We start from the raw sequence: 26,619 nt of genomic DNA, 5'->3' as shown, positions 1-26,619 counted from the left end.
TTTGTTATTAAAAAACGGAGTAGCACGTCCTGTACTACTCAATTTGGAGATTAAAAGCGTGTTTGGAAGTTCAGCGCTGCTGTGCGAGGTGCGCCGATCCAGCCGCCCCAACCACCGGCTACGCCGCCCATGTAGCTCTTGTCGAATAGGTTATTGACCGTAAAGCGAATTGATGCGCCTTTTAGGGCACTGTCGAAGTTTTCTAAATCAACGCCTACATATAAGTCACTCACCGCGTATGCATCGATACGCTGAGTATTGGCTGAATCCATCCAGCGCTCACCTAGCCATTTTGTCGAAATACCCGCAGAGTAAACTTCTGATTGCCAATCAAGTGATAATACCGCCATGTCTTCTACTGAACCGAATACTGTATTGCCTGCAGCTATGCCCACAGTACCATCCGTATATTCTGAGCTGTTGCTTGTGTAAGACATATACACAGATAGCTCTTGGCTTGGGTAGTACGTTAATGAAGCTTCTACACCCGATGACTCGATACCACCGGTATTGATATAGCTGCCGTTTGTGCCAACCAAGTAGTCATTACCAGAGTCAGAACCTGGCGCTATGAAGGTTAAGCGGTTTTGGAAATCAATGCTGTATAAGGTAATGCTGGCGTTGAAGTCTTGATTGTCGTAACGCACACCAAAGTCCATGTTCTCAGCTGTTTCAGCTTCTACGTTATCAAGTGCTGATGCATCTGCTTCTAACACTTGGTCTTTAATCGCAGCAAAGTTTTCAGCATAGCCTGCGAATACTTCTAGGCCATCTACTGGGGTGTACCATACGGCACCTGCTGACAATAAAACATCTGAATCTGAGTTCACCGCTTTCGTGGTGCCTGTGTAAGTGTCTTTACTATCTAAATCAACAAGGTACTTTTTAAGACCTGCACGTACTGTGACACTTTCCATCTCGAATGAATCTTCAAGATAAAGCATGGTGGTTTCTACAGGGTAAGTGCGGTCATACTGGATCCAATAAGGTGTATGATCAAACTCATAGCTGCTCTTAGAGTCAATGATTTTGTGCCAATCACGGTATTCTGAGCGCTCATAGTCTTCATACCAAATACCAGCACGAACCACATTGGTGTTATTACCAATTTGCTTTTCCCATGTCAGATCTGCGTTAATACCGAATCTATCTTTTTGATAGTGCGTGTTACGGTAAGAACCAACAGGGCGTGCGCCATCTTCATAACAGCTAGGATCGTATTCTGCATCAGCACCACCGTATGGGAAGCCAATTGAACTTTCACAGCCAGCAATAGGCGTCAGTGACTTGCCATCTGCGTCAACGAAATAGATTTTACCTAGCGAGCTGCCACCTTGAGCTGTATTGCCCGAAACTAGTTCACTGTGGCCTTTTGAGCCATCATTTGTAACATCAACAAGATAAGGTGGTACCCAGTCACCTCGACCTTCGTTTTTATGGAAGTAAGCATTTGCCGTTACTTCAACTTCACCGATCATGGTATCCACTTCGATATAACCAAATAGGTTTTCACGCAGTGTTGACCAACCTTGACGATACACTTGGTCAATGTAAGGTACACCAGTCCATTCACCCAATAAGCCATCTGATTCTGGGTTTTGCTTGAAACTTTCTAGTGAAACACGCTGATAGTTATCTTCATGTACGTCGTCGTAAGAAAGGTAAGCGGTAATTTCTAGATTGCTGTCCATGCCTTTTACAAATTTAGCGGCAAAGTGGTCACGCTTGTTTTCTGCTGTGCCTGTGATCCAGTCACTGTTACTTGAATTTGAGTAGCTGAACCAACCGTATGTGTCATCTAATACTTCGCCGGTTTCAAGGCGCATGAAATATTTTTGCGCATCGAAGTTGCCTAATGACAAGCTCGCAATGACCGCTTCTTCTGTACCTGGGTCAATGGTGGTGAAGTTCAGCGTACCGCCTAGCGCTTCATTTGAGCGAGATGCTACGTCAGCAGTACCTTGAGATACTTCTACAGCCATTAAGTTTTCTGTATCAATATAACGGTTTGCCTTAGCACCACCACCATAGTTTGAGTTACCGTTAGCAATACCATCAATGGTAATACCTACTTGCTGCTCATCCAAACTTAATTGGAAGCCACGAATTGATACTGTTGTTGACCAATCATCAGAGCCAAATGTATCACCTTCGTTGATTAATACACCCGGTAGGTTATCAATCATCGCCATTGCACTGGTCATAGTCGATTGCTGTTTGAACATTTCGTCTGACGTTGCGTTGTTTGCGTATGACACGCTTTTACCAACAACTGTGATTTCTTCAATTTCTTGGTCTTTCTTTGCTTTGTCATCTTCTGCGTAAACAGGTGTAGATAACGCGCTTGCAACGGCAAGCGCCAGTAAAGATGGTTTAGTGATGCCAGTAGAGTATAAAGTTTTCATTATGATTCCAGAAAGTAATTGGTACATACCAAAGTAACGAACGGCGAAAATACTATCGGTGAATTATTACAGGGACTTGACAGAAATATGTATTATTTAAAAAACTGGTACGGACCAAATAATCTATTTTTAGGTGAGCGCTTGTTCAGTTTTAACTGATGTGATACCAATAAATAAACCAAGTGAATTTGCGAATTAAAACCCTAAATGAGTACCCAAAGTTTTGCCTACGCCCAAGTGCGTGAAGTGCTAACCAAACAAATAACAGAGCAGCTATTAACAGGCAGCTTGCCCTCAGAAAGAGAACTCTGTGCAACGTTTGATATTGCCCGTTCAACACTTAGACAGGCGCTCGGGCAATTAGAAAATATGGGGCTTATTTACCGTAAAAACCGCAGTGGCTGGTATGTCTGCCCAAGAAAATTAAAATACGACCCCATGCAGCATGCCTCATTCTTACAATACACCACAGCGCAAGGATTTCAGCCTAGTACCGTGCTACTTGAGCAGAGAAAACAAAAGCCCTGTAAAGAGATAGCCACAGCGCTTGAACTCGATGGCAGAGCCAGTCTAACCAGCATTTTACGTGTGCGCTCTGTGGATGGTCGCGCTGTGGTTGTCGAAGACCTAAACTTTAGTAACAAGCATTTACCTAACATAGACAAGCATGATTTATCACTGTCTATCAGCATGTTACTTAAAAACACCTACCAACATCACAAGGTGCTTTACGATATCTCGGTGGAGTCTTGTTGCTTGTTCAATCCTATTGCACAGCACTTAGACACCTACGACGGTGCTCTGGGCTTAAAAGTCACTCGTATCGTTAGAGATCAACAAGGCACGGCCTTTGAGTTCGACCGAGAATTTTGGCGCCATGATGCCTTAATGATTGAAAACAAAGCCAAACTTCAATTTTAATTACCCTGAGTTAGTACACTCGATTTGTTCAACGCGACAAAAAAATTGTAAAACTACTGAAATATAAAGCCTCTACACTGAGCATCTACTCTAGCCAGTTTGGTTCGTACCAAACTGGCGCATTTTTAGAAGGTGTGTCATATGCTTTGTGACCTTAGCGGCAAGATAAAACATAACCTCAGCAGTAATACCCTGTTGTTTTGCATCTACGCCATTATTGCAGCCTGTAGCACCTATGCGTTTATGTATGGTTTTCGCAAACCTGTCGCTGTTGGTTTATATGCCGACACCTCACTGTTAGGCCTATCACTTAAAACGCTTTATTTAACGGCACAAATTTTTGGTTATGCGCTCTCTAAATTCATTGGCATTAAAGTCATCTCTGAATTACAAAGTCACGGTAGAGCCAAAGCCATTCTCACTTTAGTCATTATTGCTTGGCTTGCTCTGCTCGGTTTTGCGCTTATCCCACAGCCTTACAACGCAACTTTTATGCTATTAAATGGCCTACCGCTTGGCATGGTATGGGGTATCGTATTTAGTTATTTAGAAGGGCGAAGAGTCACGGAAATATTAGCAGCAGGGCTATGCACAAGCTTTATTGTTGCCTCAGGGTTGGTAAAAACCGTAGGCAGCTATTTAATGATGGGCTACGGTGTAACTGAGTTATGGATGCCATTTGTTACTGCCAGTCTTTTTTTACCTCTGTTGGCATTGTCTGTGTGGATGCTTGATCAACTCCCTCCCCCTAATCAAGCTGATATCGACCAGCGCTGCGCCCGTGTGCCCATGACCAAAGAAAGCCGCAAAGAGTTACTTAAGTTACTTGGTTTTGGCCTCACGTTATTGATCATAGGATATGTGCTGCTCACCGTGCTTAGAGATTTACGCGATAGTTTCGCCGCCGATGTCTGGCTAGCAACTGGCCTTGATGGCGCCCCAGCACTTTTTACACTTACCGAATTACCGATTGCACTGGTGGTGCTCGTCATTGTGGCTCTACTCAAACTGATTAAAGACAACCACCTTGCAATGGTGATTAATCATTTACTCATTTTTGCCGGATTCACAATCACTTTATTAAGCTCGCTCGCCTATCAACAGGGAATGTTGAGTCCTATTTATTGGATGGTGTTAAATGGCATTGGCCTCTACCTCGCCTATGTGCCTTTCTCAACCACCCTGTTCGAACGCTTAATTGCAACATTTAACCGTCCTGCCAATGTTGGCTTTTTAACTTATCTAGCGGACTCATTTGGTTATTTAGGCACAGTCGGCGTGATGGTGTATCAGAGCCTTGTGATTGCCCAAGTAGATTGGAATGACTTTTTGCGAGAGCTTAGTATTATCACTGGCGCTTTAGGCGCGGTGTTAAGCGCAGCTTCGCTTGGGTATTTTGTTTATAAGGAAAAAGCAAATAATCAATGGGCACAGTTCAAAGCAAGGCAACAAAGTACAACACCCTGAATGATATGCATCATCAAACAGAATAGCTGCAAATTAAAGATTCAAATTGTAAATAAAATTGCAAAATTCTATTTAATAAAGTTAAAATTCATTCCGAATATAGGGAAGTTGCATTTAAAATTATAAATTTTACTACTCCCTATGTCTTAAAATAAATAAAGGGATATCAAATTGATAACAAAAACTAATCTATCTAAACCATTTCTAGCAGTTTTAATCGCTAGTGCTTTATCAGGATGCGCAACAACCACCTCACAAGTTATAGAAACGCCTAAAGTTGCGTCCTATAACACACAATATACTGGCGTCAAAAGTAAGATAGCCGTTGGTAAATTCGTAAACCGCTCTAGTTTTCAAAATGGCATTTTCTCTTCTGGACAAGACCGACTGGGAAACCAAGCTAAAACAACTTTAATGAGCCACTTACAGCAAACAAATCGTTTCTCTGTTTTAGATAGAGACAATATGGACATGCTACAAAGCGAGGCTCAAAGGTCTGGTACTCAACAAACAATCGCTGGCGCTAGATTTGTTGTCACGGGTGATATTACTGAGTTTGGTAGAAAAGCAATTGGTGACAAACAATTGTTTGGGATTCTAGGTAAAGGAAAATCTCAAATTGCCTATGCGAAAGTGACATTAAATATCGTAGACACTTCAACTTCTGAAATTGTTTACTCTGTTCAAGGTGCTGGCGAATATAGCCTATCACAACGTGAAGTCATAGGTTTTGGAAGCACAGCGAGCTATGACGCAACACTTAATGGCAAGGTATTGGATTTAGCTATTAGAGAAGTTGTCAATAAGCTTGTAAATGGCATCGAATCAGGTGCTTGGAAACTATAAAAGGTCAGAGAAAGTGAAAAAAATACTATTTGTTCTTGCTGTAACAGCAGTGCTAGCAGGTTGTAAAACTAAAGAGCCTCTTTATTATCACGGTCAATATAATGCTGTCGTATATAACTACTTTAAGTCAGATGACATGACGGTCTCAGAACAAGTTGAGGTACTTGAAGAGCTTATTAACACTGCAAAAGCTAAAAACAAGAATATTGCGCCAGGTGTTCATGCTCATTTGGGTATGCTTTACTTTGAATTAGGTAATGCAAATTTAGGTCTTGAACATTTTAATATCGAGACAGAATTATTTCCTGAATCAAAACAATATATCGATTTTTTAGTTAATTCAGCAAAAGGTAAGTCATGAAAAATTTTATCGCCATTGCATTCCTAATGCTTTTATTAAGTGGTTGTGTAAGTCCTCCAGCCCCTCATGATTATTCTGAATTCCGTAATTCAGATCCAAAATCAATTTTAGTCTTACCTCCAATAAATAACTCTCCGGAAGTAATTGCTCCGTATAGCATTTTATCTCAAATCTCTATGCCAATTGCTGAATCAGGTTACTACGTTTATCCTGTTGCTGTAGTTGAACAGACATTTAAGAACAACGGGATAACCGTTGCAAACGATGCTCAAGCATTACCTGCAAGCAAGCTTCATGAGATTTTTGGGGCTGATGCAGCCTTATATATTTCAATTGAGCAGTATGGTACATCTTATTCTGTTATAAGCAGTGAAACGCTTGTATCACTTAACGCTAAGCTTGTTGATTTAAAGACAGGCGTTACACTTTGGGAAGATACTGCATCTGCTTCTTCTGCTGAAAACAGGGGCAATAGTGGTGGTGGCTTAGCTGGTATGTTAGTAGAAGCTATCGTTCATCAAGTAATTGAAAGTGCTACGGACGCTGGATTTGATATTTCTAGCATTGCAACACAGCGATTACTTTCTTCAGACATGCACAACGGCCTTTTACACGGACATCGCTCGCCAAAATATGGCCAACCAGCGACGAGTGAAAAAGCTAAGTAACCCTGAAAAACGCCATCAATTTTAAAGCCCTCCACAAAATTCGAGCGCTTCAATTGATGGTATTTTTTTATTGATAAACTGTTATCTTACTTAAGTTTACCTTGTGCTACCCCGTCAGTTAAATTATTTACAGCTTCTCTCAGTGCTAAATCTAACACCTTACCATTGAGTGTCGCGTCATAACTGGCGGTACTGCCAAATCCAATTACCTCACGGTTAGACATGCTATATTCACCCGCTCCTTGCACTGAATAAACAACTTCAGAAGTCTTTACATCAACAACATTTAAGCTCACTTTTGCATAAGCGATTTGTGACTTTCCTTTACCCAAAATACCAAATAACTGACGGTCCCCTTCTTGCTTTCTGCCAAACTCAGTAACACCACCTGTAAGCACATAGCGTGCTCCTTTAATATTTTGTTTCGTATCAGCAAACTGTGCTTCTTGGCTTAAAGCCGATAAGTTGCTTCTATCCAACACACTGAATCTTTGTGATTGCTGTAAGTGGGTTTTAAGAATCGTTTTTGCTTGCGATCCGAGGCGATCCTCACCTGATGAAAAGATACCATTGTGGTAGGTTGAGCGATTTTGAATATCCCCAAGTGACACTTTTACTTTTTCGCCCTGATATTGCTCTAAAGCCTGATTCACTGTTACCGGTTGAATGACTCGTGATGACTCTGTAGCTGTACAGCCAGATAAAACAGCCATAGTGAGTGAAGAAATTAAAATTAATTGTGTGCGTGTGTTCATGTCAAGTTTACCCCGTTCCTTATCCAACTGAGTTTAAATATGACATCGATTACATCCAGATTCTGTGAGAGAGATGTTGTGAACTGTTAGAAAGTGTATGGCTGTTTATTCAATCAAAATAAGTGACCCTATCTCTACCTAAGCGTTTGCTTTCGTAAAGGGCTTGATCTGCCCGAGACACTGCGGTTTCAAAGTTCATATCCTGTTGCCATTTTGCTACACCAAAACTGAGTGTCACCTTTAACTGTTCACGGCTGACTTTGTGTTGCTGTAAAAGTGCGGTGATCAAATCTATAAAGCGTTGAACTGTGTGCTTGTCATTTTCATGCACAATCAACAAAAACTCTTCTCCCCCCCAACGGATTGCCAAATTTGGCTGTTCAAAACAGTCAATAAAAATGCCTGATACGATACGTAAAACATCATCTCCTCTTTCACGGCCAAATCTATCATTAATACGCTTGAAATGATCAATGTCTGCCATAACAACAAACACAGTGTCTTCTCCATAATGTTCAAACCAGTTTGAGCAACTCAGATGCTTTTGTGCAAAGCGTCGATTATGCAATCCTGTTAAGGCATCTTTGCTTGCCATTAAAGTCAATTCTTCTCGCGACTGAATACTCATTTCTCGCAACGAGGCCAATGCAAAAATCATAGGTAGTCCGCTGATCAATACATTGGAGAAATGAATGTAAGGTAATAAGTTAGGGTATGGAAAATGGCTAATATTAGGAAATTCGAATGTGACCAAGATGGCAAACGTCAACATCATTGTTACTGCAAAAGCGATTGAACGAAAAATAGGGATTGTCTGCTCTACTAGTAGAATACATGCGATGGCCCACAAATAGTAATGAAAGCCCAACTCAATACCAAAGGTGAGGCTTACAGCAACCGAATGCACTAACACTTCAAGGCAAATAAGTTGTAATCCTCCTGCCACTTTGCCATTTGATAACAAATTCAAACCAACAGCCCAACAAACAACGCTGAGAATGTTTAACCCCGATAACCAATAAGCTTCGATGTAAGCAAAAAAGAAGACTAATGCGGCATGCAAATAGAGACAATACCAAGCGACCCTACTTAATATGGCGACTTTTTTTTGCTCAATCGAAAAAAAATCCTGACTTTGTATACTCACTATCGCTTCTTTGTTGAGATTTTGTTCTGTTCAAGTATAGGAAAGATTATTCCACTTATAACAACAAACACACCAATTTATCGATACAACCCTAAAATTGAGTTTTATTCATATTAGAAATAGAAGTGAGTTGATGCTTTATTCCCAAGGTTATATCTTGAACATTTATTTATTAGAAAGGACTAAGATTTAAATGAAATATATTTTGCCAATTTCTGTTGCACTGTGTGTATTCACCTCTTTTGCTAGTCACGCCTTTTATCCCAACAAAGCGAAATATGCTATTAGCCTCAGCTTTGATGATGCGAGAAAATCTCAAGTTGACATAGGCATTCCGATCCTAAATAAACATGATGTGAAAGCGACTTTCTATCTTATGCCATACCACATGCAGGGCAAAGAACAGCAATGGAAACAAGCAGCAGACGCTGGCCATGAAATCGCAAACCACACAGCGAGTCATCTATGCACAGGTAATTTTCGCTGGCTAAGAAAACAAAACAAAGGGCTTGAACAAAGTAGTTTAAGCTTTTTAAAACAAGATATTAAGCAAGCCCAGCAATATATTGAGACACATACTGGTGCAGCTCCCAAAGGATTTGCCTATCCATGTGGACAAACATTTGTTGGCCGAGGCACTGAGGTAAAGAGCTATGTACCTTTAATTGCCGAAACATTCAGTTATGGCCGAACCTGGAATGATGAAACAGCCAATGATCCTTTCTATTACGACCCGGCGCAGATACGAGCCTTTAGTATGGACGGAAAAACCTTTGAGCAACTGAAAGCGCTTATTGAACAAGCTAAATTTAACAATGCATGGATTGTACTCGCCGGCCATGAAGTAGGTAAAAAAGGGCCTTACACGGTTGATGAACATGCACTTCAACAATTAATTCAATTTTTAAAAGACCCTAAAAATGAATATTGGCTAGCTACGGTGAGTGATGTACATGAATACATAAACAAAAAACATGAATAAGTTCGAATCAAAGCAAATGATTAAAGTTGCAAAAATGAAAACAAACAAAAATAAAATATTTTTATTTAGTTTTTTTATATTAAAAATCCATTTTTTTATACTAAAAGGGTATTTAATGTTTTATCCCTAGCACATTAAATTAGTGATGCGTAACTAAAAAAGAACCACGCATTAAGGGATAAAACATGAAAAATAAAACTCTAACGCACAGCTTGTTAAGCATCGCTGTTGCAAGCTCTTTGTATTCTGTACCAATGACTGCTTCTGCAGAAGAACAAGCAAAGGATGAACTTGAAGTAATCACTGTTACTTCACGTAAAAAGTAGAAACGATTGTTGAGATACCTATGAGTGTATCAGCCGTTTCTGAAGTTGAAATGGCCAACCGAAACTATGTCGATGCCTCTGACTTATTTAGAACGCTAGCAGGTGCGGCGGCACCTCGAGGTCAACTTATTCTACGCGGTTTAAGTGGTGGTAACTCAGCAGCGCCTGGCACTACAGCTACATTTACCGATGATATTCCATTCGCATTTACCAACCTAGCTGATGTTGAACGTGTCGAAGTACTGCGTGGCCCTCAAGGTACATTATATGGTTCAAATGCCATTGGCGGAACCGTTCGCGTTATTACTAAAAAGCCAGTACTCGATGAATTCGAACTGTTCGGTACCATGATAGGAAAAATGGAAAAGAACGTTGATGACTATGATACTAGTATGTCACTGGGCATTAATGTTCCACTAGTTGAACAGACCCTTGCTCTTCGTGTAAACGGTAACATCCAAAACGATCAACGCCCAATGTACAATGTTGCAACTGGTAACCAAAGCGAAAGCCAAGAAAACTTCCTTCGTTCACAGCTTTTGTGGCAAGTAGATGATAATACTGCGGTCACTTTTGGCTATGTGCGCAGAGAAAATTCATCTCAGGGCACAACTTTAGGCGATACCTCTAAGCCGGGCGGTTACTACAGCTTACGCTACATAGATAACCCAGATGCAAAATATGGCTATGACGTCGAGCATCAATGGAATGAATGTGACCCAGAGTGGGGTCGAGTACGTTGTGTTCAAGGCGGAGATTTTGTAAAAGGCGCTGTAGATAAATATGCTGTTTACAGTATATTCGATGGCTACTCTCAAAACGAGAATGATCTATTCACTTTAAATGTCAGCGTAGATAACATTGCAGATATCGCCTCATTCACTTACGCTGGTTCTTATCGTGAGAACGAAAGTAGCTCTCTAGACGATTGGTCTCGTTTAGACGGCGCTGACATGTTTAAAACATGGATCGTCAATAAAAGTGAAAGTAAACGCACAACTCATGAAATGCGCTTCCAAAACTATGACTTAAATAGCCCATTATCATGGACTGTGGGTATGTTTTACGACAAATATAGCACGCCTTCTATCCCTGATTATCAATGGCAATACCTAGAAAGTGGCGATGATATCTCTGCTGCTAACTATTGGTGGTCTTGGTCTGGCTTAGATGTGCGTCAAATGGGTATCGATAAATTCGGCGATGGCAGCAAGATTTGGAACCTTCGAGAATATGGTTCATGGGATAGAGAGTTAGCACTATTTGCCGATGCGAGCTACACCATAGAAACAAAAGATATGGGCGAATTTGAAGTTAATGCCGGTATCAGACGTTTTGACTTAGAAGATTATAGCCATTCTGAGAGTGAAGGTATTTGGTCAGAAGAAGTGACGCTAACTGGTGGTGAAGAAGATGGTAACCGCTTCAAGTTTAGCCTCTCATGGCGCCCTGAAGACAATTACTCAATCTACGGCTTATACTCTGAAGGTTACCGCCCAGGTGGTAACAATGGCCCACTTGCAGCTGCATGTCAGGCTGACCCAAATGCTAACCAAAGAAAAGATCGTTACACGTCTGATTCTATTGATAACTATGAAATTGGTTACAAAGCCTCTCTATTTGACGGTCGTTTTAATTTTACATCAGCGGCTTACCATATAGATTGGACAGATATTAGAACAAGCACTTATATGGACACATGTGGCTTTAGTTACACAGCAAATGCAGGTGAAGCACAGTCACAAGGTTTAGAATTTGAATCAACAGCAACGCTTACTGACACCCTACAACTAGTATTCAACGCCTCTTACACTAACTCTGAGCTAACTAAAGATAATACTGCGATCAGTGGTAAGAAAGGTGACGAAATGACAATGGTGCCTAAATACAATGCTTATATCGCTTTAGATAAAGAGTTTGAATTAAACGGCAAGCCTGTATTCGTTCGCGCTGACATGAGTGCTTATGGTAAGTATAAAACTCACTTTAATACCAAAGAAGGTGATCAAGTTCCTGCTTACAAGATATTTAACCTATCTGCTCGCTACGAAGTGAATGAAAACGTGAAATTAAGCTTACACCTTAATAACGTATTCAATAAAGAAACTGAGCTTTATAAGAGAGACCGTAGCCGCTCTAACAGTGCAACAGCGCAAAAATACATAGAGTTCTTACCTGAGCGTACCGTATCAGTGCGTTTAGACTATGTGTTCTTTTAAAGATACTTTATAACTTTATTTCCCCTAAAGCCTGCTCTGCAGGCTTTTTTAATCTGGTAGTTTTTCTATTTCATCCCACAAACTTTCAGCCTCAGCGGTTAACATAGAATAAGTTCTTATATCACCATTACGCTGAGCATGCATCGCTTTCTCTAATAACGCGTCATACTCTTTGCGCATTTTCTTTTTCGGATTTCTTTTAAACAAACCAAACATTGTCACCCTCCTAGATAAAGGTATCAATACGTTTTTAAGCATGACCAGATCAACTTTAATTCTCTGTATATAGTGCTTGCTTAAAACTGAACCAAACTCGAACAAACAACGTTCAATAATTATTGAAAGGCCTAAAAGTTTAACCAGGTCATTTCATACCTGTCCTTATTGCTAAGTATGCTTCATTGAAAAGTGATGTTACTCATAGAGGTGATTGCGATGCATGATGATGAATTTGATATCTCAGCCTTAAAACAGCTAGGCAACCATGACAAAGACGAAATTCTCAGCCGGTTGAGAAAGAAGCAACGAGATCTAGATAGCGCCCATGAACTGGCACAAATTGAGTCCCAACATGGCTTAGATTACCTGTTCGATGATTTAGACAACTTAGATTGAACTATTTTTTGGCGTAGACGTATTAACAGTTGGGTTTCTCATCTCCCTTTTTGTTGACTTTCCATTGAGAGTGCAGACAAGGAAGCTTTTATTAGCGAGTCAATGGGTGTATCACTTAAGTGGTTCACCCATTTTTTATTACAAACCCGCCATTTGTGCTTCGGCATCAATACCCACTTTAGTTAATCGCTCTTTTCGCCAATTTAACCACCAATATGAAGCGTGATTGGCGATAAACTCTCGATATTCGGCTAACTCATGACTCTCGCCTTGGCTTTGCTTAAGCTCTAACAGCAATAAGGCACTGTTTAAGCTCAACCAATTCAAATGCTGACCACGACCAATATTAAATGAGCGTTTAGCATAAGTGATGGCATTATCGATATCATCCAGTGCCCGATAGTATTGCGCATGTAATAACGCAGAACGCGCAGGCTCTGTTATTTTTTCTACCACTTCAAGCGCTGCTTCTGGTTTGCCTAATTTTAAATATAACTTTGATAACTGATCTGCTGAAGAGAAAAACACCCAATAGTTTTCAGGTGTCACTGGCTTATCTAACACCTCATGATAAAACTTAATGCGCTCTTCCTCGGTTTGGGCAAACAAGGCAAAGTGATACATAGGCAGCATATAATGAGAGCCATCTAACTGGTATTCAGCCAGTAAAGTTTTCGCTTGAACAAGGTAATCCATACGTTCTTTTTTCATACCAAATTTACTGGCCTTGATAGAAAGCAAGGTATAAGCGCGAATTTCAGCGACCGGCTTTTTGCCCAGCCTTGCCAAGCTTGCAGCCTTGTATAAATAACGGTGTATCGCATCATAATCTTCTTTAGTGTGCGCAATTGAATGCGCAAGTTCAGCCATCGATTTATTTACTTCTGCCTGCAAATCATAAATATGCGCATCAGAGAGTAATAACTCAGCTTGTTCATAGAATGTTTGTGCGCTAATTGGGTCTCGCTTACCTTGATAAAGCTGCCCCTTTAGCCACTTACCATAGGCGTAATAAAGCGGATGTTTTAACTCACTCTCGGCCAATAAAAGTTCGATATAGCCGCTAGCAGAATCAAATTTATCCGCTTGAATAAGTTGATGTGCTAATAATGGTAAAGCATGCAATGACTCCTCCATGGAATCATTCACTAAAGAAAGCTCAGCCGAAAGTAATGACTCACTTTTCAAAATAAAATAATCACTTTTAGCTATCTTATCTAAAAGTGTATTAGTCTGCTTCGCAAGATCAGACATAGACTGACCATACAAATAACTACTCCAACTACGCTCAGGGCCTTGTACTAGTAACTCAAGTAAATAAGGTGCCTGCTTACTCGTAGCTGAGTCGCCATTATTTTTTAAGATCCCTGTAAATACCAGCGCATTATTAACGTTCAATTTTTGATACTGCATAAATGGTGAGTTTATAAAATCTCTGGTATCTAACGCTTTGTTCTCATGCGCAAAATCAAGTTGAGCATGTAGGCTTGCTAATTCATCTTCAAAGTGTCTCGGGCTATCGGCTGTGAAAGGAATAAACTGCAAGTTACTGTGCTCGGCTTGGGTGTCACTTTCAACTCTCACTTCTTGTACTTTCAAGCCTATGCTGTTGATATAGATACCATGCTCTGAATGATAGTAAGCTGCGCCTGAAATAAAAAAAACAACCATCAAACAGGCCATAACAATACGCTTGTCGAATGTTTTCTTTGAGCTTGTTGGCTCGACAATACTTTCAAGAGGTGACTTTTTCTCTTCTAATTTTTGCTCTACTTGCTGACTGGTATTTGCTCTTTGAGAATAATTAGGCGTTTGCCGTTTCTCTGATGAGGCATCAATTACAATTAATTCTAGTTGCCATTGATAGCCTTTTTTTGGAAATGTTTTAATTGCATCTTCGCCTAAAATTGCACGTAATTGACTGATATTCTGAAAAACAACTTGCTCAGACACCACCTTTGAATGCCAGATTGCTGTGAGGATATCTTCTTTACTGAATATTTTTTGAGGGTTAGAAATAAACAGGGCCAGTAAATTAGATTGAGTACTATTAAGCGGAATAACCTCTCCAGCTTTATATAAGACAGACTGACTCTCATCAAACTCAAAATCTAGAAACTGGATCATACTGCACGCAACCTTTGCTTTTATAGCAACCCGCTTAACTAAGTGGTCTATTTTGAGGCAAAGAAACTTTGTTGGTAGCAAGGCAAAGATTTCTTATTTAGTTATTCTAAATGAGAAACCTTTAACACCGCTATCATCAGGTTTAATCCCTCAAAATGATTAAGTGTTATTGCGGATTGGTATTTTTATTTTGTCATTGTCGAAAACACGGCCCCGCTCAGTGTACGACAATCAGGGCCGAATTCAATATAAGGTGTTCTCAACTAGAGTTTTTTCACATCTAACCAATTAATTGAAAGACGTGTTCGCTCGCCAACAGGTTGAATTGTGAGTATATGCGTCCCTTTAGGTAAAGTCACAGGCACTGCACTGGCCGTTTGCCAACCGTTTTCGCCTGTTGTGGTGATGTCTTTCAACAACTTGCCATTTAATAACACTGAAAATGTCTGTTTGTCGCCACTGTGAAATACTCTTGGTTCTAGTGTGTACTTACCCGCTTTGGTTACCTTTACTTGGTAATCAGCGCTGGTATTAAGCATATTCGCAAACACCAAGTCGTGTTTTGGCTCTTGAGAAGAGTTTCGAACACTCACTTCAGTACCTTGACTGAATGCCTCAGCTTGAATACGAGCAGGGAGGGTATGGGTATATACGGCATTTGAATCCGCTGTATTTGACGCCAGTCCCTCTCGCTCCCCAATTTGAGCCATCACTTTGTATCTCGCCTTATGCTTACTTGGCTTAGTATCGACATATTTTAGTCCTGAGACGCCTTCTGCAATCACTTGCTCTTCATTTGAAACCAAGTCTAAACGAGTCACTTTATAAGTTATACCAAGCATATCTTGTTGATGTTGCCAGGTTAGAGTCACTCCTCGGCCTTTGTCTTTTAAAGAAAGCTTAGATACTTTACTTGGGTAATCCGCTATTTGCGCATGCACTATTTTGGCTTGCTTTTGTGCTTTCGCTAACCCGGTCATAAATTGATCACTACCGCTCTGAGCAGGTAAGGCTTTACCGTTTGTATCAAGTACCAAACGAAAACCTTCTATTGCCGCGATAAAATCATCAGCCATTTCACCTCTTCGGTCTAGATCAGGTACCTCCCAATGCCAACTACTGCCTTTAGCAATACGTGATGTACAGTTAGCTTGGGTAACAGGTCCTCCCCCTTGAGGGAATCGTTGTTTACCATCAACATAACAATCAGCAACCACCTCTTGAATGTTACCAAGCAAGTCATGCACCCCATATTTATCGGCTTTATATAAACCAACGGTAGAAGAAAGTATTTCTTTGTCGTTACAATCTTCAATGGTATAAGCAGATGAATATGGGGCTTGATACACTTTGCCTGTCATCGCATTTGCGTGTTGATCAGCTAAGTTGGCTATTTCACATACTTGATGACGCTTTTTACCATTTTCAGAAATATACTCGTCATACCCCCCGGTTCGCATCACATATAACCACTGCGCTTCTGACATAAGTCGATACTGCTTACCCGTTTTATCAGAAAGCCATTTGGCATACTCTTCCGCGCCCTTTGTCCCAATACATACCACTGGATGATATTCAGAAAGATTAAAAAAATTGTTATCCCACGAGCCATCTCGCTCACCCGCACCAAACCATCCTGGGCCAATTTCGTGCATACAATTTTTTGGTGCTTCGTAACCTGTATCTTCAATGAATTTTCTAAACTCTGCCACCGTGAGCTCATACTTTGCCATTTGAAACGGCTGCATAGACACTTTATATCGACCTTCCCCTGCATGATCTTTTGCCATAAAGCTACCAGCATGAATACTGGCTGTAGGCGGTTCGAAATATGTCACTGATTGGGATTTCGCGAATGCTTGAGTACAACTCAAAGCAATGACTATTGAAAGGATCTTTTTAACCATTGTGTGCTCCGTTTACACCTGTTTTGTTGTTGAGCAAACAATAGTGAGCACACTGTTTTTAGTCTTATTATTTTTCTAAAAAATTTTTCTCTCGTTATTTAACCTTTAAATACAATAACTTTAGATTTTTTATAGCTTCTACGATGCCATAAAACTAATATAGGCTTTTCATAAACTCGCTCCGAAATCTTAGTCGAATAATAAAAGTGCGTCGTACACTGTTGAGTTTTTCACACATTTACTGTCATGTTCTACACTTAAAGCATGCTTAACTGTCACTATATGTTGTGAAAACCTCTTTAAGGGTGCTATGAAATTAAAGACCGGATTTATCATTTCCCAAGCCAGTATTATTACCAGCTTAATCGTAACACTCGTTGGCGGGCTTTTTTTGTATCAACAGTCACAACATAGTAAACAGACTGACCAGCACCTACTCCAATATAAAAACGCATTCACCCGCTTTCTTTACTTACAACCTGCATTTAGTCTGTATCGCTCAAAAGACATTGAAAGTGAATTAAAAAAACTTAAAAACAATTACGCTTTAGCCATAATGTCTCTCAAACAACGCATTGAAGATGATGATATTGCTCTGCTACTACTTAGCCAAATTCAGGTAGGGGTTGGTGAATTTGAAAAAAATTTACTTGAACAAATAAAACTTCAAAGGCGGTTAGGGTTCAATGAGGACAGAGGGTTAAGAGGTTTTTTTCGTCATGCTGTCCACGAGCTACAAGCCAATACTGAAAAGTTAGAAGATGCAGAGTTTGAAATTCTAATTTTAGAACTGAGGCGCAGAGAAAAAGACTATCTACTACGTTGGGACATTAAATATCTCACGCAACACACTCAACTGATTGCACAGACACAGCAGTTGATTAATACCCGTTACCCCGAAAAAAGTGCAGATTTAAATTTAAGGCTCAATGAATATGCTCAAGGATTTAATCAATATATTTATCATTTAGAAACCCAGGGACAGCATGCTTCACAAGGCTTAAAAGGTAAAAATAACGCACTTTCTGTAGAGCTAGGTGAACGTTTTGACACATTATACCAGCACCTCAATGAGCAACAAGCTGCAACTTCGCAAGATTACCTTAGAAAGATTTTTTTACTTATTTTAGCAACCACCATTATCAGTCTTTCCGTTTCATTTGTGATTAACCGCAGAGTGACTTTTTCACTGATTGCTGTCACCACATTTATCAGAAAACTTTCTAAAAATGATGATTTTAGTGAGCGATTAGAACTTGGTGGTAATGACGAGCTATCTCAGTTTAGTGATGATCTAGGCATATTATTAAGCCATATTGAAACACTTATCGAGAGACTCTCACTAGCCCAAAATAGGCTTATCGAAGACGCAAAAATGGCCAGCTTAGGCGGTCTTGTAAAAGGTTTTGCACACGAATTAAACACCCCCTTAGGCGTAGCAATAACCAGTGAATCTTTCCTTAGGGAGAAGGTAGGCAAGCTTAAAGATGACTTCAAACAAGGCAAGATATCTAAAGCTAATCTACAAGTTTTGCTACAAGAGTTTGATGACTCGCTTAATTTAATAGAAAGTAACTTAACTCGCTCTGCAGAACTCATAAGCAGCTTTAAGCAGGTTGCGTCTCATCAAGAATATGATGAGCTCGTCGAGTTCGATATACACGAATTTCTAGACAATCTTGTCATCAGCCTAAGACACGAACTTGATAAACATGATGCATGTATCTCTCTCGATATTCCAAAAGGAATGATTATAAAAAGCTACCTTGGGGCTTTTGGGCAAATATTCACTATTTTTATCGTAAACAGCCTACGCCATGGTCAAGTTGTACATAAAAAGCTCAACATTGAAATTTCGTGCAAATTTGTTAGCGGCGCTATCCACTTCAGGTTTAGCGATGACGGTGCAGGTATAAAAGAAGAGCTACTTGAAAAGGTGTTTGAACCCTTCGTGACGACAAAACGAGGTGAAGGCGGAACTGGCCTAGGCCTAAGCATAGTGTATAACTTAGTCACCCAGCGCCTATGTGGCCATATTGAATTACAAAGTATTGAAGGTAGAGGCATATGTATTTATATGCACTTCAATGACATCCCATTTCGTCAACAATTTGAGTGAATTACCAAAAAATGATAATAGCTATGAAAAGGCCTTTATTAAACTTTGAAAGTAACCTTCAACAGAGTCTTGTTGCTTCGTATGTTGAACTAAACAGGTATGAACCTCTGAACGTATACGTTCAGCTTGTTGATGGTATTCGTAGCAGGTGTTTACTGGGTTTATGATGGTGCTAATGTCCGTATCGATTAAGATACAAGCCTGAGCAAGTACCACCTTACCACCACCATTTTTAAGTACCACTCGCTGTGCTGTTCCCACGACTTTTTTGCCTGAAATATTGAGATTGTAGTCACCATCACAGTAAGAAAAATCAGTGGCATGAACACCTACTTTCACATCATATAACGCAAAAAACCGAGATAGTTTGACACAAAAATCTTGATAGGCTTTTGGTATCGAATAAGGCGTTTGCTCATCCCACACATACATATGAGAGACATTAATCACACCAGGCAATTGTGGTACAGGCGCGCCACCGGTTTTGCGACTAAACAACTGCCAGCCCATTTGCATAAGCTGTTGATTCAGTCCTTCTGAACTTTGCCATTTATTACCTGACGGCAAAACCAATGTTGGCTTATCAGGTTGCCACAAAATCAAGGCTTCATTTAACTCCCCTCTTTGCAATTGACCTAAGACTTCGGTTTCTTTTGCAAATACATTTTCAACCTGAATACTTGGATACAATAAAAGTTTAGGTTTCATAGGCTAGTAACCTTGATTTTTGTTTATATATTAATTGTTGCATCAGCAATATATAACAAAATAAGGCTGAGTAAAGACAAGTTTGTTAATACAAAAAAGCGCCCAAATTGGGCGCTAAAATAAAGTGGGCCAGGGAAGCCCTTTTGATGCTCTAGTCAGACTAGGTCTGATTAGAAATCAAGCTTGAAGCTTGCAAATAGACGACGACCGATTGTGTCGTATGTACCTGGTGCCGTATTTGCGTTAAAGCCACTGTGATAACGCGGTGCATCTTCATCTAACAAGTTACTAATACCCACACTAAAGCGAGCATTATCCATGCTATAGCTTGCGCTTACGTCGTGATAAAGTACCGCATCAGCGATATGGTCATCAGTAATTGATGCTGGACGTAATGCATCAGTCGTTTCACTGATATAGCGAAGGTCATAGTTCGCATCCCAGTTATCACCACCAAAGATGAATGAGGTTGTGAACTTAAGCTCTGGGTAGATTTCGAACGGGTAAGCATTACCTACCATGTCACGCTCAAGGCCTAACTCAACCCATGTTTCAACACGCTCGATGTTATACGTACCACTTACACGTACACCAATGCGGTCAGTGAAACCCAAGTCAGCTTCTGTCGAGTAGTCTAATTCAAAGTCGATACCAGACGTGTCTAACTCACCTACGTTACCGAATGCAAACGTTGCATCATTAGGAAGACCAAAAGATGCGATTGGCATCGCTTTACCGTTATCATCTTTCGGGAAAGCCGAACATGAAGACGCTGAGTAATCTTTTGAATCCATACAACTATTGAAAAGTAACTGATATGGCGTTGAACCAATTAAGTCTTCAATACTGATGCTCCAATAATCAACACTGAATACTAGGTTATCGTCCATTGGCACTGTGTATACAAAGCCGATGTTTGTGGTTACCGATTCTTCAGGGATCAGGCTTTTCTCTGGTGCTTCTGTTGTATAAGCTGGTTGCCAAGCGTAACCTAACTCAGCCGTATCAGCATCCGCAATACAATTAGCTCTTTGCTGATCGGTGATATCATTACGAATGTCTTCAAACTCACAAATAAAGTCAACTGTTGGGAAACCAGTAGATTGGTTTTGATTCATCTCTGAAATATTTGGTGCTCTAAAACCTGTTGAAATACCACCACGTACTTTAAGTGAATCTAGTGGACGCCAATCAACTGACACCTTAAAGTTTGTCGAGTCGAAAGTTGCGCCTTTATTATTCTCATAGTCAGAATAACGAATTGCCGCTTCAATCGATAATGAATCTGCAACAGGGATGAAGGTCTCAAGATAAATTTCGTCAGCAGTAAAACTACCTAGTTGAGGATCACTCGCACCACTAGTTGTTAGACCTTCTGATGAGAATTCATCTGGAATTGATTCGCCTTTTTCTTTGCGGTTTTCAAAGCCTGCAGCCCAGCCGATGAAACCGCCACCAAAATCTGTTTCAATTTCACCTGATAAAGTCGCGATGATGTGACGAAGCTCACCATAGCTGAAATCTTTCAGTGAATTCGCACTTAGATATGCCATTTGCTCAGGCGTGATTGCACCAAAGTCAGCAAACGGGTCTAATACACCCGCAGCTTTACAGTCGGCGTTTGCCGCACAATTTACTGCATTTGTGATAGTCTGCCAACGGTCAAAACGGTGATAGTTTTTGGTGTTATCAAGTTGTTCATTATAACCATGAGTGAAAGACACATCGTAGAACATGCCATCACCGACTTCACCTTCAAGACCAGCTAAAATTCTGTAGGTATGCGCTTTTTGAGTGAAGATACGACCACCAGACTCTGTGAAACGACGGTTAATATGAATACCTTTCATAGGATCCGTTTGTGCTTCAGTTAAGTCAGATGCTGAGAAGTCTACACCCCAAGGGTTACGATCTGCAGCACCAAATGGGTTATTCGGGTTATCCCACACATACTGTAATTGTCCACGACCAAATGAAGCATCAGGCGCTAGACGTTGCAGAGATTCACGTTGCGTATAAAATGCGTCAACATAAGCATTGGTGCCATCAGCCACTTCGTATTTACCATTTAAAGCAATTTGAAAACGGTCATTTGGCGTGATTAACGCATTAACTGGCGCATAGTTATAAACATCTTTAGTGTTGTCATATGGTCTAACCTCACCAGTGTCTGCATCTACAACCCAGCTTGCTTTGTCAGGACCACCTGCGGCTGCGATTGCAGCCCTTTGGTCACCAGTTAAACGAATGGTTCTTGAGTTTGAACTACCACTGGCGACAGCTTCGAAACCTAAAACTTCATCTGTATTTTCATCACGGATCGCTGAAGGGTAAAGTGCATCATGTGCCCAATCACGCTCACCCTGCTTTAACTCTTCTTGAGAGTTGTACTCAAGTGCAACAGTGATTGAGCCTTTGTCACTGGCTGTACCCATTAAGACAGAGAAGGTTTTTTGCTTTGCATCCCATTCAGATGTACCTGCACCAGCGCTGCCCGAAACGCGTACACCCTCGAAATCATCTTGCAGAATAATATTTACAACACCTGCAATTGCATCAGTACCATAGATAGTTGAAGCGCCATCTTTTAAAACGTCAATACGCTTAACCATTGACATAGGCACTTGGTTTAAATCTACTGCGCCGTCAGAGTTTACGTCGCCGATTGAACGCTTACCATTGATAAGAATAAGAGTACGGTTAAAACCTAGGCCACGAAGATCGATCTTCTTCGCGCCATCGTTACCATTGTTAGTTGTCGCACCAAGCTGGAAGCCTGATGTCGCAGGAATGAACTTTAAGAATTCATCAACACTTGTCACACCTGATTTAGCAATATCCTCTGCATCGAAACTTGCAACTGGACTTGCCGATTCAAACTCAGCACGTTGAATACGTGAACCTGTTACTTCAATTCTTTCAACATCTTTACCTTCAGTGTCTTCATTTGCGATAGCAACACCGGTAGACAGTCCTGTAGAGATCACTGAGCAAGCGATCGCATATTTTACTGCTTTAGCTACTTTATTATTTTGCATTATTTCATCCATCTTAACTTATAGTTTTTATAAAACGCATACACCCACCCCTGAGGAAGAGAAGGATTAACAGAAGCGATACAAACCTGTTAACAAGCATAAAAATATGCATATAAACATGCACAGTCAAGACCGCAAAAAACAAGCTAACACTTATTTAAAATATTATTATTGCAGAAAATGCACAAAAACAAACCAAAACAAAAAACAATCAAACCACTTAAAATCAATAGCTTAAAAATTTAAAAAATTAACCAATTAAAAAACCCACCAAATAAAACGCTTAAAAACCTTATAAAACAAGATATATATTGCAATAAAGGGGACAGTTACAATTCTAAAAAATAATAAATATTTTTGATTTATATACTGTTAACGAGGAGGAATTTAAAAAAACAAAGAAAGACAGATTAAAGAAATATTAAATATAATCACCACATTATTGAAATAGATCATTTCCAAAACCGGAACAATCTATGTATTTTGGTTATATAAAGAAAGTTTTACACTTTGATTTTGTATAAATACTAGGCTACCACTTAGTGTTGCATCTTTTATTGGTATATTTTAGGAAGCTAAGCATGGACACAGCACCCCCCTCTTTTGGCATTTTCAGCACACTCAAAGCAAAACTCATTTCTGCCTTTACTTTAATATTGTGTATTCTTGCGGCAATCGGATTGACCGCGTATTTGGCATTGACATCAGCAGATGAAGGATTCAAAAGCTATCGAGAGCTAGCAAGAGACTCTAACCTTGCGAGCACCTTACAATCGAATATGTTAATGGTGCGCATGAATGTAAAAGACTTTCTTCTCACAGGTAGTGAGAAAGACCTTCGCGAATACAACCAGTACTTTGAACAAGTTGATAAGCTCATTCTCGACGCCAAACAAGAAATTAATAAGCCCGAACGAGCACAGATGGTGACTAAACTCATTCAAGAAATTGAGCAGTACAATGCAACGTTCGAAGTTATTAAAGCGTATCGGGTTGAGCGCAATGAGTTGGTGTTAAACCAATTAGATGTTATTGGTCCTAGAATGGAGCGTGAGCTAACGCAAGTCATGCAAAGTGCCGCCCAATCAAATAATACGCAATTGGCTTATGTTGCAGGTGAAGCAATGCGCAACTTATTGCTTGGCCGCTTATATGTTGTTAAATACCTAGAAAGTAATCAACTATCAGCGTCTGAACGAGTCAATCAAGAGTTCTCTAGCTTCGAAGACCAACTCATTAATATGAGCACTTTTAGTTTGAGTACAGAAAATCAAGCTAGGCTAAACAACATCAATAGCATGTTCCTTGATTACACAAACGCCTTTAATCAAGTTCAAAACCTTATTGTTGATAGAAATGACAAAGTAACCAATGTATTAGATGTGATAGGTCCGCGTTTTGCTGCTTTAGTCAGAGATTTAAGTACTTCGGTTAAGTCAGACCAAGATATTCTTGGCCCTCAATTAAAATCTGCTAACGAACAGGCCGTATCACAAATTTTTATTATGTTTATGACAGCGCTTGTAATTAGTGCAGCTATTATATTTTTCTTACTTAGAATGGTGATGAAACAACTTGGTAAAGATCCAAGTGAGCTAGACAATATTGCAACCGCCATTTCAAAAGGTGACTTAGACCAAGAATATGATGAACGAGCACCGCAAGGCGTCTTCAAATCTATGTTAGAAATGCGAGAAAGCTTAAAACTCATCCGTGAAAAAGAAGAGCAAGAGCGTCGCGTGGCAAGGGTTAATGCCCGTATTAAAAGTGCATTAGATAACGCCAATTCTAATGTCATGATCACCAATACTGATCATCAAGTCATTTATCTAAATCGTTCAATTCAACACATGTTTGAAGGGGTTGAAACACAGCTACAAGCTGAGTTGCCTAACTTTAGTGCTCATCATATTTTAAATGCGCAAATCAATGGTTTAATGCCTTACTTTGAGCAACACCTCGCACAGATTGACAGCCTAACCACCAGCCTTGAAGAGCAATTTGTTATTGCAGGCAGAACTTTTAAATTAGTTGCAAGCCCAGTCATTGTTGAAGCGCAACGCGTTGGTACGGTATTCGAGTGGCAAGATAGAACCGAAGAGCTTGCCGCAGCACAAGAGAAAGCACGTATAGCCTCTGAAAACGCACGGGTAAAATATGCTTTAGATGGCTCTTCTGGTCAGGTGATGATTGCAGATAAAGACCTAAATGTAATTTACATGAATAACGCCATTCATCACATGTTTACAGTTGCCAACCAAGATATTAAACAAGCCATTCCACACTTTAATCAAGAAGCCATTATTGGTAATCAAGTTGATGCATTTTTTGAGCATTTCAGCAATAAAGTAGAAGAATTCAAAACTCAAACAGCAAGCATTGAAACTGAGTTTGTGATTTCTGGTAGAACCTTCACTGTAATCGTGAGCCCGGTCAGTGTAGAGGATGAACGTGTTGGTACAGTATTAGAGTGGCAAGATAGAACAGACTGGTTAGCTCAAGAACTTGAAAAGACACGTATTGCAGCAGAAAATGCCAGAGTGAGATATGCACTTGATAGCGTTTCGGGCAACGTCATGATTGCAGACAAAAACCTTAATATCATCTATGCAAACCAAGCCCTAAAGAGCACCATAGAAAGTGCTGAGCGCGATATTCAAGCCCACATAGGCCAGTTCGATGCCAACAACCTAATTGGCTTCCCTGTTGATCAATTTTATTTAGAACCAGAACAACAGCGTGTCTTGTTTAATAACTTGTCTCATGCCCACAACAGCACTGAATATATTGGTGAACGCGTCTTCTCTGTGACCTCTAACCCTATCTTCGTTAATAACGAACGTATTGGCACTGTGCTCGAGTGGACCGACAAAACCGCAGAAGTAAATATTGAAAAAGAAATAGACAACTTGGTGCAATCTGCCGCACAAGGTGACTTAAGTCAGCAGCTATCTTTACAAGGTAAAACAGGCTTCTTTGAAAAACTCAGCACAGGCTTAAATGACCTAGTGTCTACCGTGGAAGTGGCACTTGATGACGTTACAAAAGTGCTGAGTGCATTAGCTCAGGGCGATTTGAGCAAACGTATCACCAACGATTACGAGGGCTCTTTTGGTCAACTAAAACAAGATACCAATAGCACAGCTGATAAGCTGACCGAAGTCATTGAAAACATCACCCATGCCTCTGGCAGTATTTCACAAGGAGCGAATGAAATCGCTCAAGGAAATGCAGATTTGAGTCAACGTACTGAAGAGCAAGCCAGTAGCCTAGAGGAAACCTCGGCTAGTATGGATGAAGTAACCGAGATTGTTCGTCAAAGCTCTGAAAAAGCCGAAGATGCAAATGCGCTTTCAATGACGGCTGAAGACAAAGCCAGCCATGGCGGTGAGGTCGTGAAATTAGCTGTAAGCGCAATGCGCGAAATCAATCAGTCGAGTAAACAGATAACTGAGATTATCAGTGTAATTGATGATATTGCATTCCAAACTAACTTACTTGCCTTGAATGCGGCTGTAGAGGCTGCCCGTGCAGGTGAACAAGGTCGAGGGTTTGCTGTTGTTGCCGGTGAAGTACGTAACCTAGCCCAGCGCTCATCAAATGCAGCAAAAGAAATCAAAGATCTGATCAGAGACAGTCAATCTAAAGTTGAAGAAGGCACCGACTTAGTAAACCGCTCTGGCGATACCTTAAGTGAAATCGTTGAAGCCACTAGCAAGGTACGCGTCATGATGGCTGAGATTGCTCAATCAGCAAGACACCAGTCTGAAAGCATTATGCAAATAAATACTGCGATTACTCAGATGGATCAGATGACCCAGCAAAATGCAGCACTGGTTGAGGAAGCAGCCGCCGCTGGTGAAGCTATGGCTGAGCAAGCGCAAATGATGAACCAAACGGTCGAGTTTTTCTCCCTAACCGAGGGTAGTGCTTCATCTGTGGCTTTAGAGCAAACCTATCTACCCGATGAGCGTTACTTGCCAAATTTGGCGTAATAATTAACAAGAA

General features: G+C 40.4%; 19 protein-coding genes. 11 read left to right on the top strand and 8 right to left on the bottom strand.

Features of this window, described 5'->3' with window-relative positions; translation table 11 throughout:
* Positions 1–50 precede the first annotated feature (50 nt).
* A complete protein-coding gene (locus tag ABMY35_RS18060; RefSeq protein ID WP_349287474.1) occupies positions 51–2,405 on the bottom strand; it encodes a TonB-dependent receptor in 2,355 nt (784 codons plus the stop codon).
* A 207-nt stretch (positions 2,406–2,612) separates the two neighbouring features.
* Between ABMY35_RS18060 and ABMY35_RS18055 the strand changes: the two genes are divergently transcribed.
* The 5 genes from ABMY35_RS18055 to ABMY35_RS18035 all read left to right on the top strand — a co-directional run bounded on the left by ABMY35_RS18055 (position 2,613) and on the right by ABMY35_RS18035 (position 6,668).
* Complete coding sequence (locus tag ABMY35_RS18055) at positions 2,613–3,326, top strand: UTRA domain-containing protein (protein WP_349287473.1); 714 nt, start codon at positions 2,613–2,615, stop codon at positions 3,324–3,326.
* A 141-nt stretch (positions 3,327–3,467) separates the two neighbouring features.
* Entirely contained in the window at positions 3,468–4,793 is a 1,326-nt protein-coding gene (locus ABMY35_RS18050; protein WP_349287472.1) for a DUF5690 family protein, read from the top strand.
* Positions 4,794–4,964: 171 nt separating this feature from the next.
* Positions 4,965–5,639 (top strand): CsgG/HfaB family protein, encoded by a 675-nt coding sequence (locus ABMY35_RS18045; protein WP_349287471.1) that lies wholly within the window; start codon positions 4,965–4,967, stop codon positions 5,637–5,639.
* A gap of 13 nt (positions 5,640–5,652) precedes the next feature.
* Entirely contained in the window at positions 5,653–6,000 is a 348-nt protein-coding gene (locus ABMY35_RS18040; RefSeq protein WP_171040924.1) for a DUF4810 domain-containing protein, read from the top strand.
* Positions 5,997–6,668, top strand: coding sequence for a DUF799 domain-containing protein (locus ABMY35_RS18035; RefSeq protein WP_349287470.1), 672 nt, complete (start codon positions 5,997–5,999; stop codon positions 6,666–6,668). The genes ABMY35_RS18040 and ABMY35_RS18035 overlap by 4 nt, the downstream gene beginning before the upstream one ends.
* An 86-nt stretch (positions 6,669–6,754) precedes the next feature.
* Here the strand turns inward: ABMY35_RS18035 and ABMY35_RS18030 are convergent, their stop codons facing one another.
* Complete coding sequence (locus ABMY35_RS18030; RefSeq protein ID WP_349287536.1) at positions 6,755–7,381, bottom strand: CsgG/HfaB family protein; 627 nt, start codon at positions 7,379–7,381, stop codon at positions 6,755–6,757.
* A gap of 151 nt (positions 7,382–7,532) precedes the next feature.
* Complete coding sequence (locus ABMY35_RS18025; protein ID WP_349287469.1) at positions 7,533–8,570, bottom strand: GGDEF domain-containing protein; 1,038 nt, start codon at positions 8,568–8,570, stop codon at positions 7,533–7,535.
* A gap of 193 nt (positions 8,571–8,763) precedes the next feature.
* Here ABMY35_RS18025 and ABMY35_RS18020 point away from each other — a divergent pair, with 193 nt between their 5' ends.
* The 3 genes from ABMY35_RS18020 (at position 8,764) to ABMY35_RS18010 (ending at position 12,097) form a co-directional block, all read left to right on the top strand.
* Positions 8,764–9,552, top strand: a complete 789-nt coding sequence (locus ABMY35_RS18020; RefSeq protein WP_349287468.1) for a polysaccharide deacetylase family protein — start codon at positions 8,764–8,766, stop codon at positions 9,550–9,552.
* Positions 9,553–9,737: 185 nt separating this feature from the next.
* Complete coding sequence (locus ABMY35_RS18015; protein WP_349287467.1) at positions 9,738–9,878, top strand: hypothetical protein; 141 nt, start codon at positions 9,738–9,740, stop codon at positions 9,876–9,878.
* A gap of 20 nt (positions 9,879–9,898) precedes the next feature.
* The gene (locus ABMY35_RS18010; protein WP_349287466.1) at positions 9,899–12,097 is read left to right on the top strand and encodes a TonB-dependent receptor; all 2,199 of its coding nucleotides are present in this window, start codon (positions 9,899–9,901) and stop codon (positions 12,095–12,097) included.
* Between the two features lie 48 nt (positions 12,098–12,145).
* Here the strand turns inward: ABMY35_RS18010 and ABMY35_RS18005 are convergent, their stop codons facing one another.
* Positions 12,146–12,313, bottom strand: a complete 168-nt coding sequence (locus ABMY35_RS18005) for a DUF6435 family protein (RefSeq protein WP_349287465.1) — start codon at positions 12,311–12,313, stop codon at positions 12,146–12,148.
* 195 nt (positions 12,314–12,508) lie between these two features.
* Here ABMY35_RS18005 and ABMY35_RS18000 point away from each other — a divergent pair, with 195 nt between their 5' ends.
* The gene (locus ABMY35_RS18000) at positions 12,509–12,712 is read left to right on the top strand and encodes a hypothetical protein (protein ID WP_138483640.1); all 204 of its coding nucleotides are present in this window, start codon (positions 12,509–12,511) and stop codon (positions 12,710–12,712) included.
* A 138-nt stretch (positions 12,713–12,850) separates the two neighbouring features.
* Here ABMY35_RS18000 and ABMY35_RS17995 read toward each other — a convergent pair whose 3' ends face one another.
* Both ABMY35_RS17995 and ABMY35_RS17990 read right to left on the bottom strand, forming a co-directional pair.
* Positions 12,851–14,839, bottom strand: a complete 1,989-nt coding sequence (locus ABMY35_RS17995) for a winged helix-turn-helix domain-containing protein (protein WP_349287464.1) — start codon at positions 14,837–14,839, stop codon at positions 12,851–12,853.
* A 263-nt stretch (positions 14,840–15,102) separates the two neighbouring features.
* Positions 15,103–16,746 (bottom strand): SUMF1/EgtB/PvdO family nonheme iron enzyme, encoded by a 1,644-nt coding sequence (locus ABMY35_RS17990; RefSeq protein ID WP_349287463.1) that lies wholly within the window; start codon positions 16,744–16,746, stop codon positions 15,103–15,105.
* A gap of 310 nt (positions 16,747–17,056) precedes the next feature.
* Between ABMY35_RS17990 and ABMY35_RS17985 the strand changes: the two genes are divergently transcribed.
* The gene (locus ABMY35_RS17985) at positions 17,057–18,865 is read left to right on the top strand and encodes a HAMP domain-containing sensor histidine kinase (RefSeq protein ID WP_349287462.1); all 1,809 of its coding nucleotides are present in this window, start codon (positions 17,057–17,059) and stop codon (positions 18,863–18,865) included.
* A 21-nt stretch (positions 18,866–18,886) separates the two neighbouring features.
* Here the strand turns inward: ABMY35_RS17985 and ABMY35_RS17980 are convergent, their stop codons facing one another.
* Together ABMY35_RS17980 and ABMY35_RS17975 are read right to left on the bottom strand one after the other, a co-directional pair.
* Positions 18,887–19,573 carry a lipoate--protein ligase gene (locus ABMY35_RS17980; RefSeq protein ID WP_349287461.1) on the bottom strand — a complete coding sequence of 229 codons (687 nt, stop codon included), beginning with the start codon at positions 19,571–19,573 and terminating at the stop codon, positions 18,887–18,889.
* A 170-nt stretch (positions 19,574–19,743) separates the two neighbouring features.
* Positions 19,744–22,611: a TonB-dependent receptor gene (locus ABMY35_RS17975; protein WP_349287460.1), complete on the bottom strand. Its 2,868-nt coding sequence runs from the start codon at positions 22,609–22,611 to the stop codon at positions 19,744–19,746.
* Positions 22,612–23,192: 581 nt separating this feature from the next.
* Between ABMY35_RS17975 and ABMY35_RS17970 the strand changes: the two genes are divergently transcribed.
* Complete coding sequence (locus tag ABMY35_RS17970; protein ID WP_349287459.1) at positions 23,193–26,606, top strand: methyl-accepting chemotaxis protein; 3,414 nt, start codon at positions 23,193–23,195, stop codon at positions 26,604–26,606.
* Positions 26,607–26,619: the final 13 nt, after the last annotated feature.

It is taken from the genome of Pseudoalteromonas sp. BZB3 (genome assembly GCF_040104455.1).
Lineage (GTDB): Bacteria > Pseudomonadota > Gammaproteobacteria > Enterobacterales > Alteromonadaceae > Pseudoalteromonas.
The sequence above is the reverse complement of the archived record's forward strand: the minus strand, read 5'-3'. Positions and strand labels throughout refer to the sequence as shown.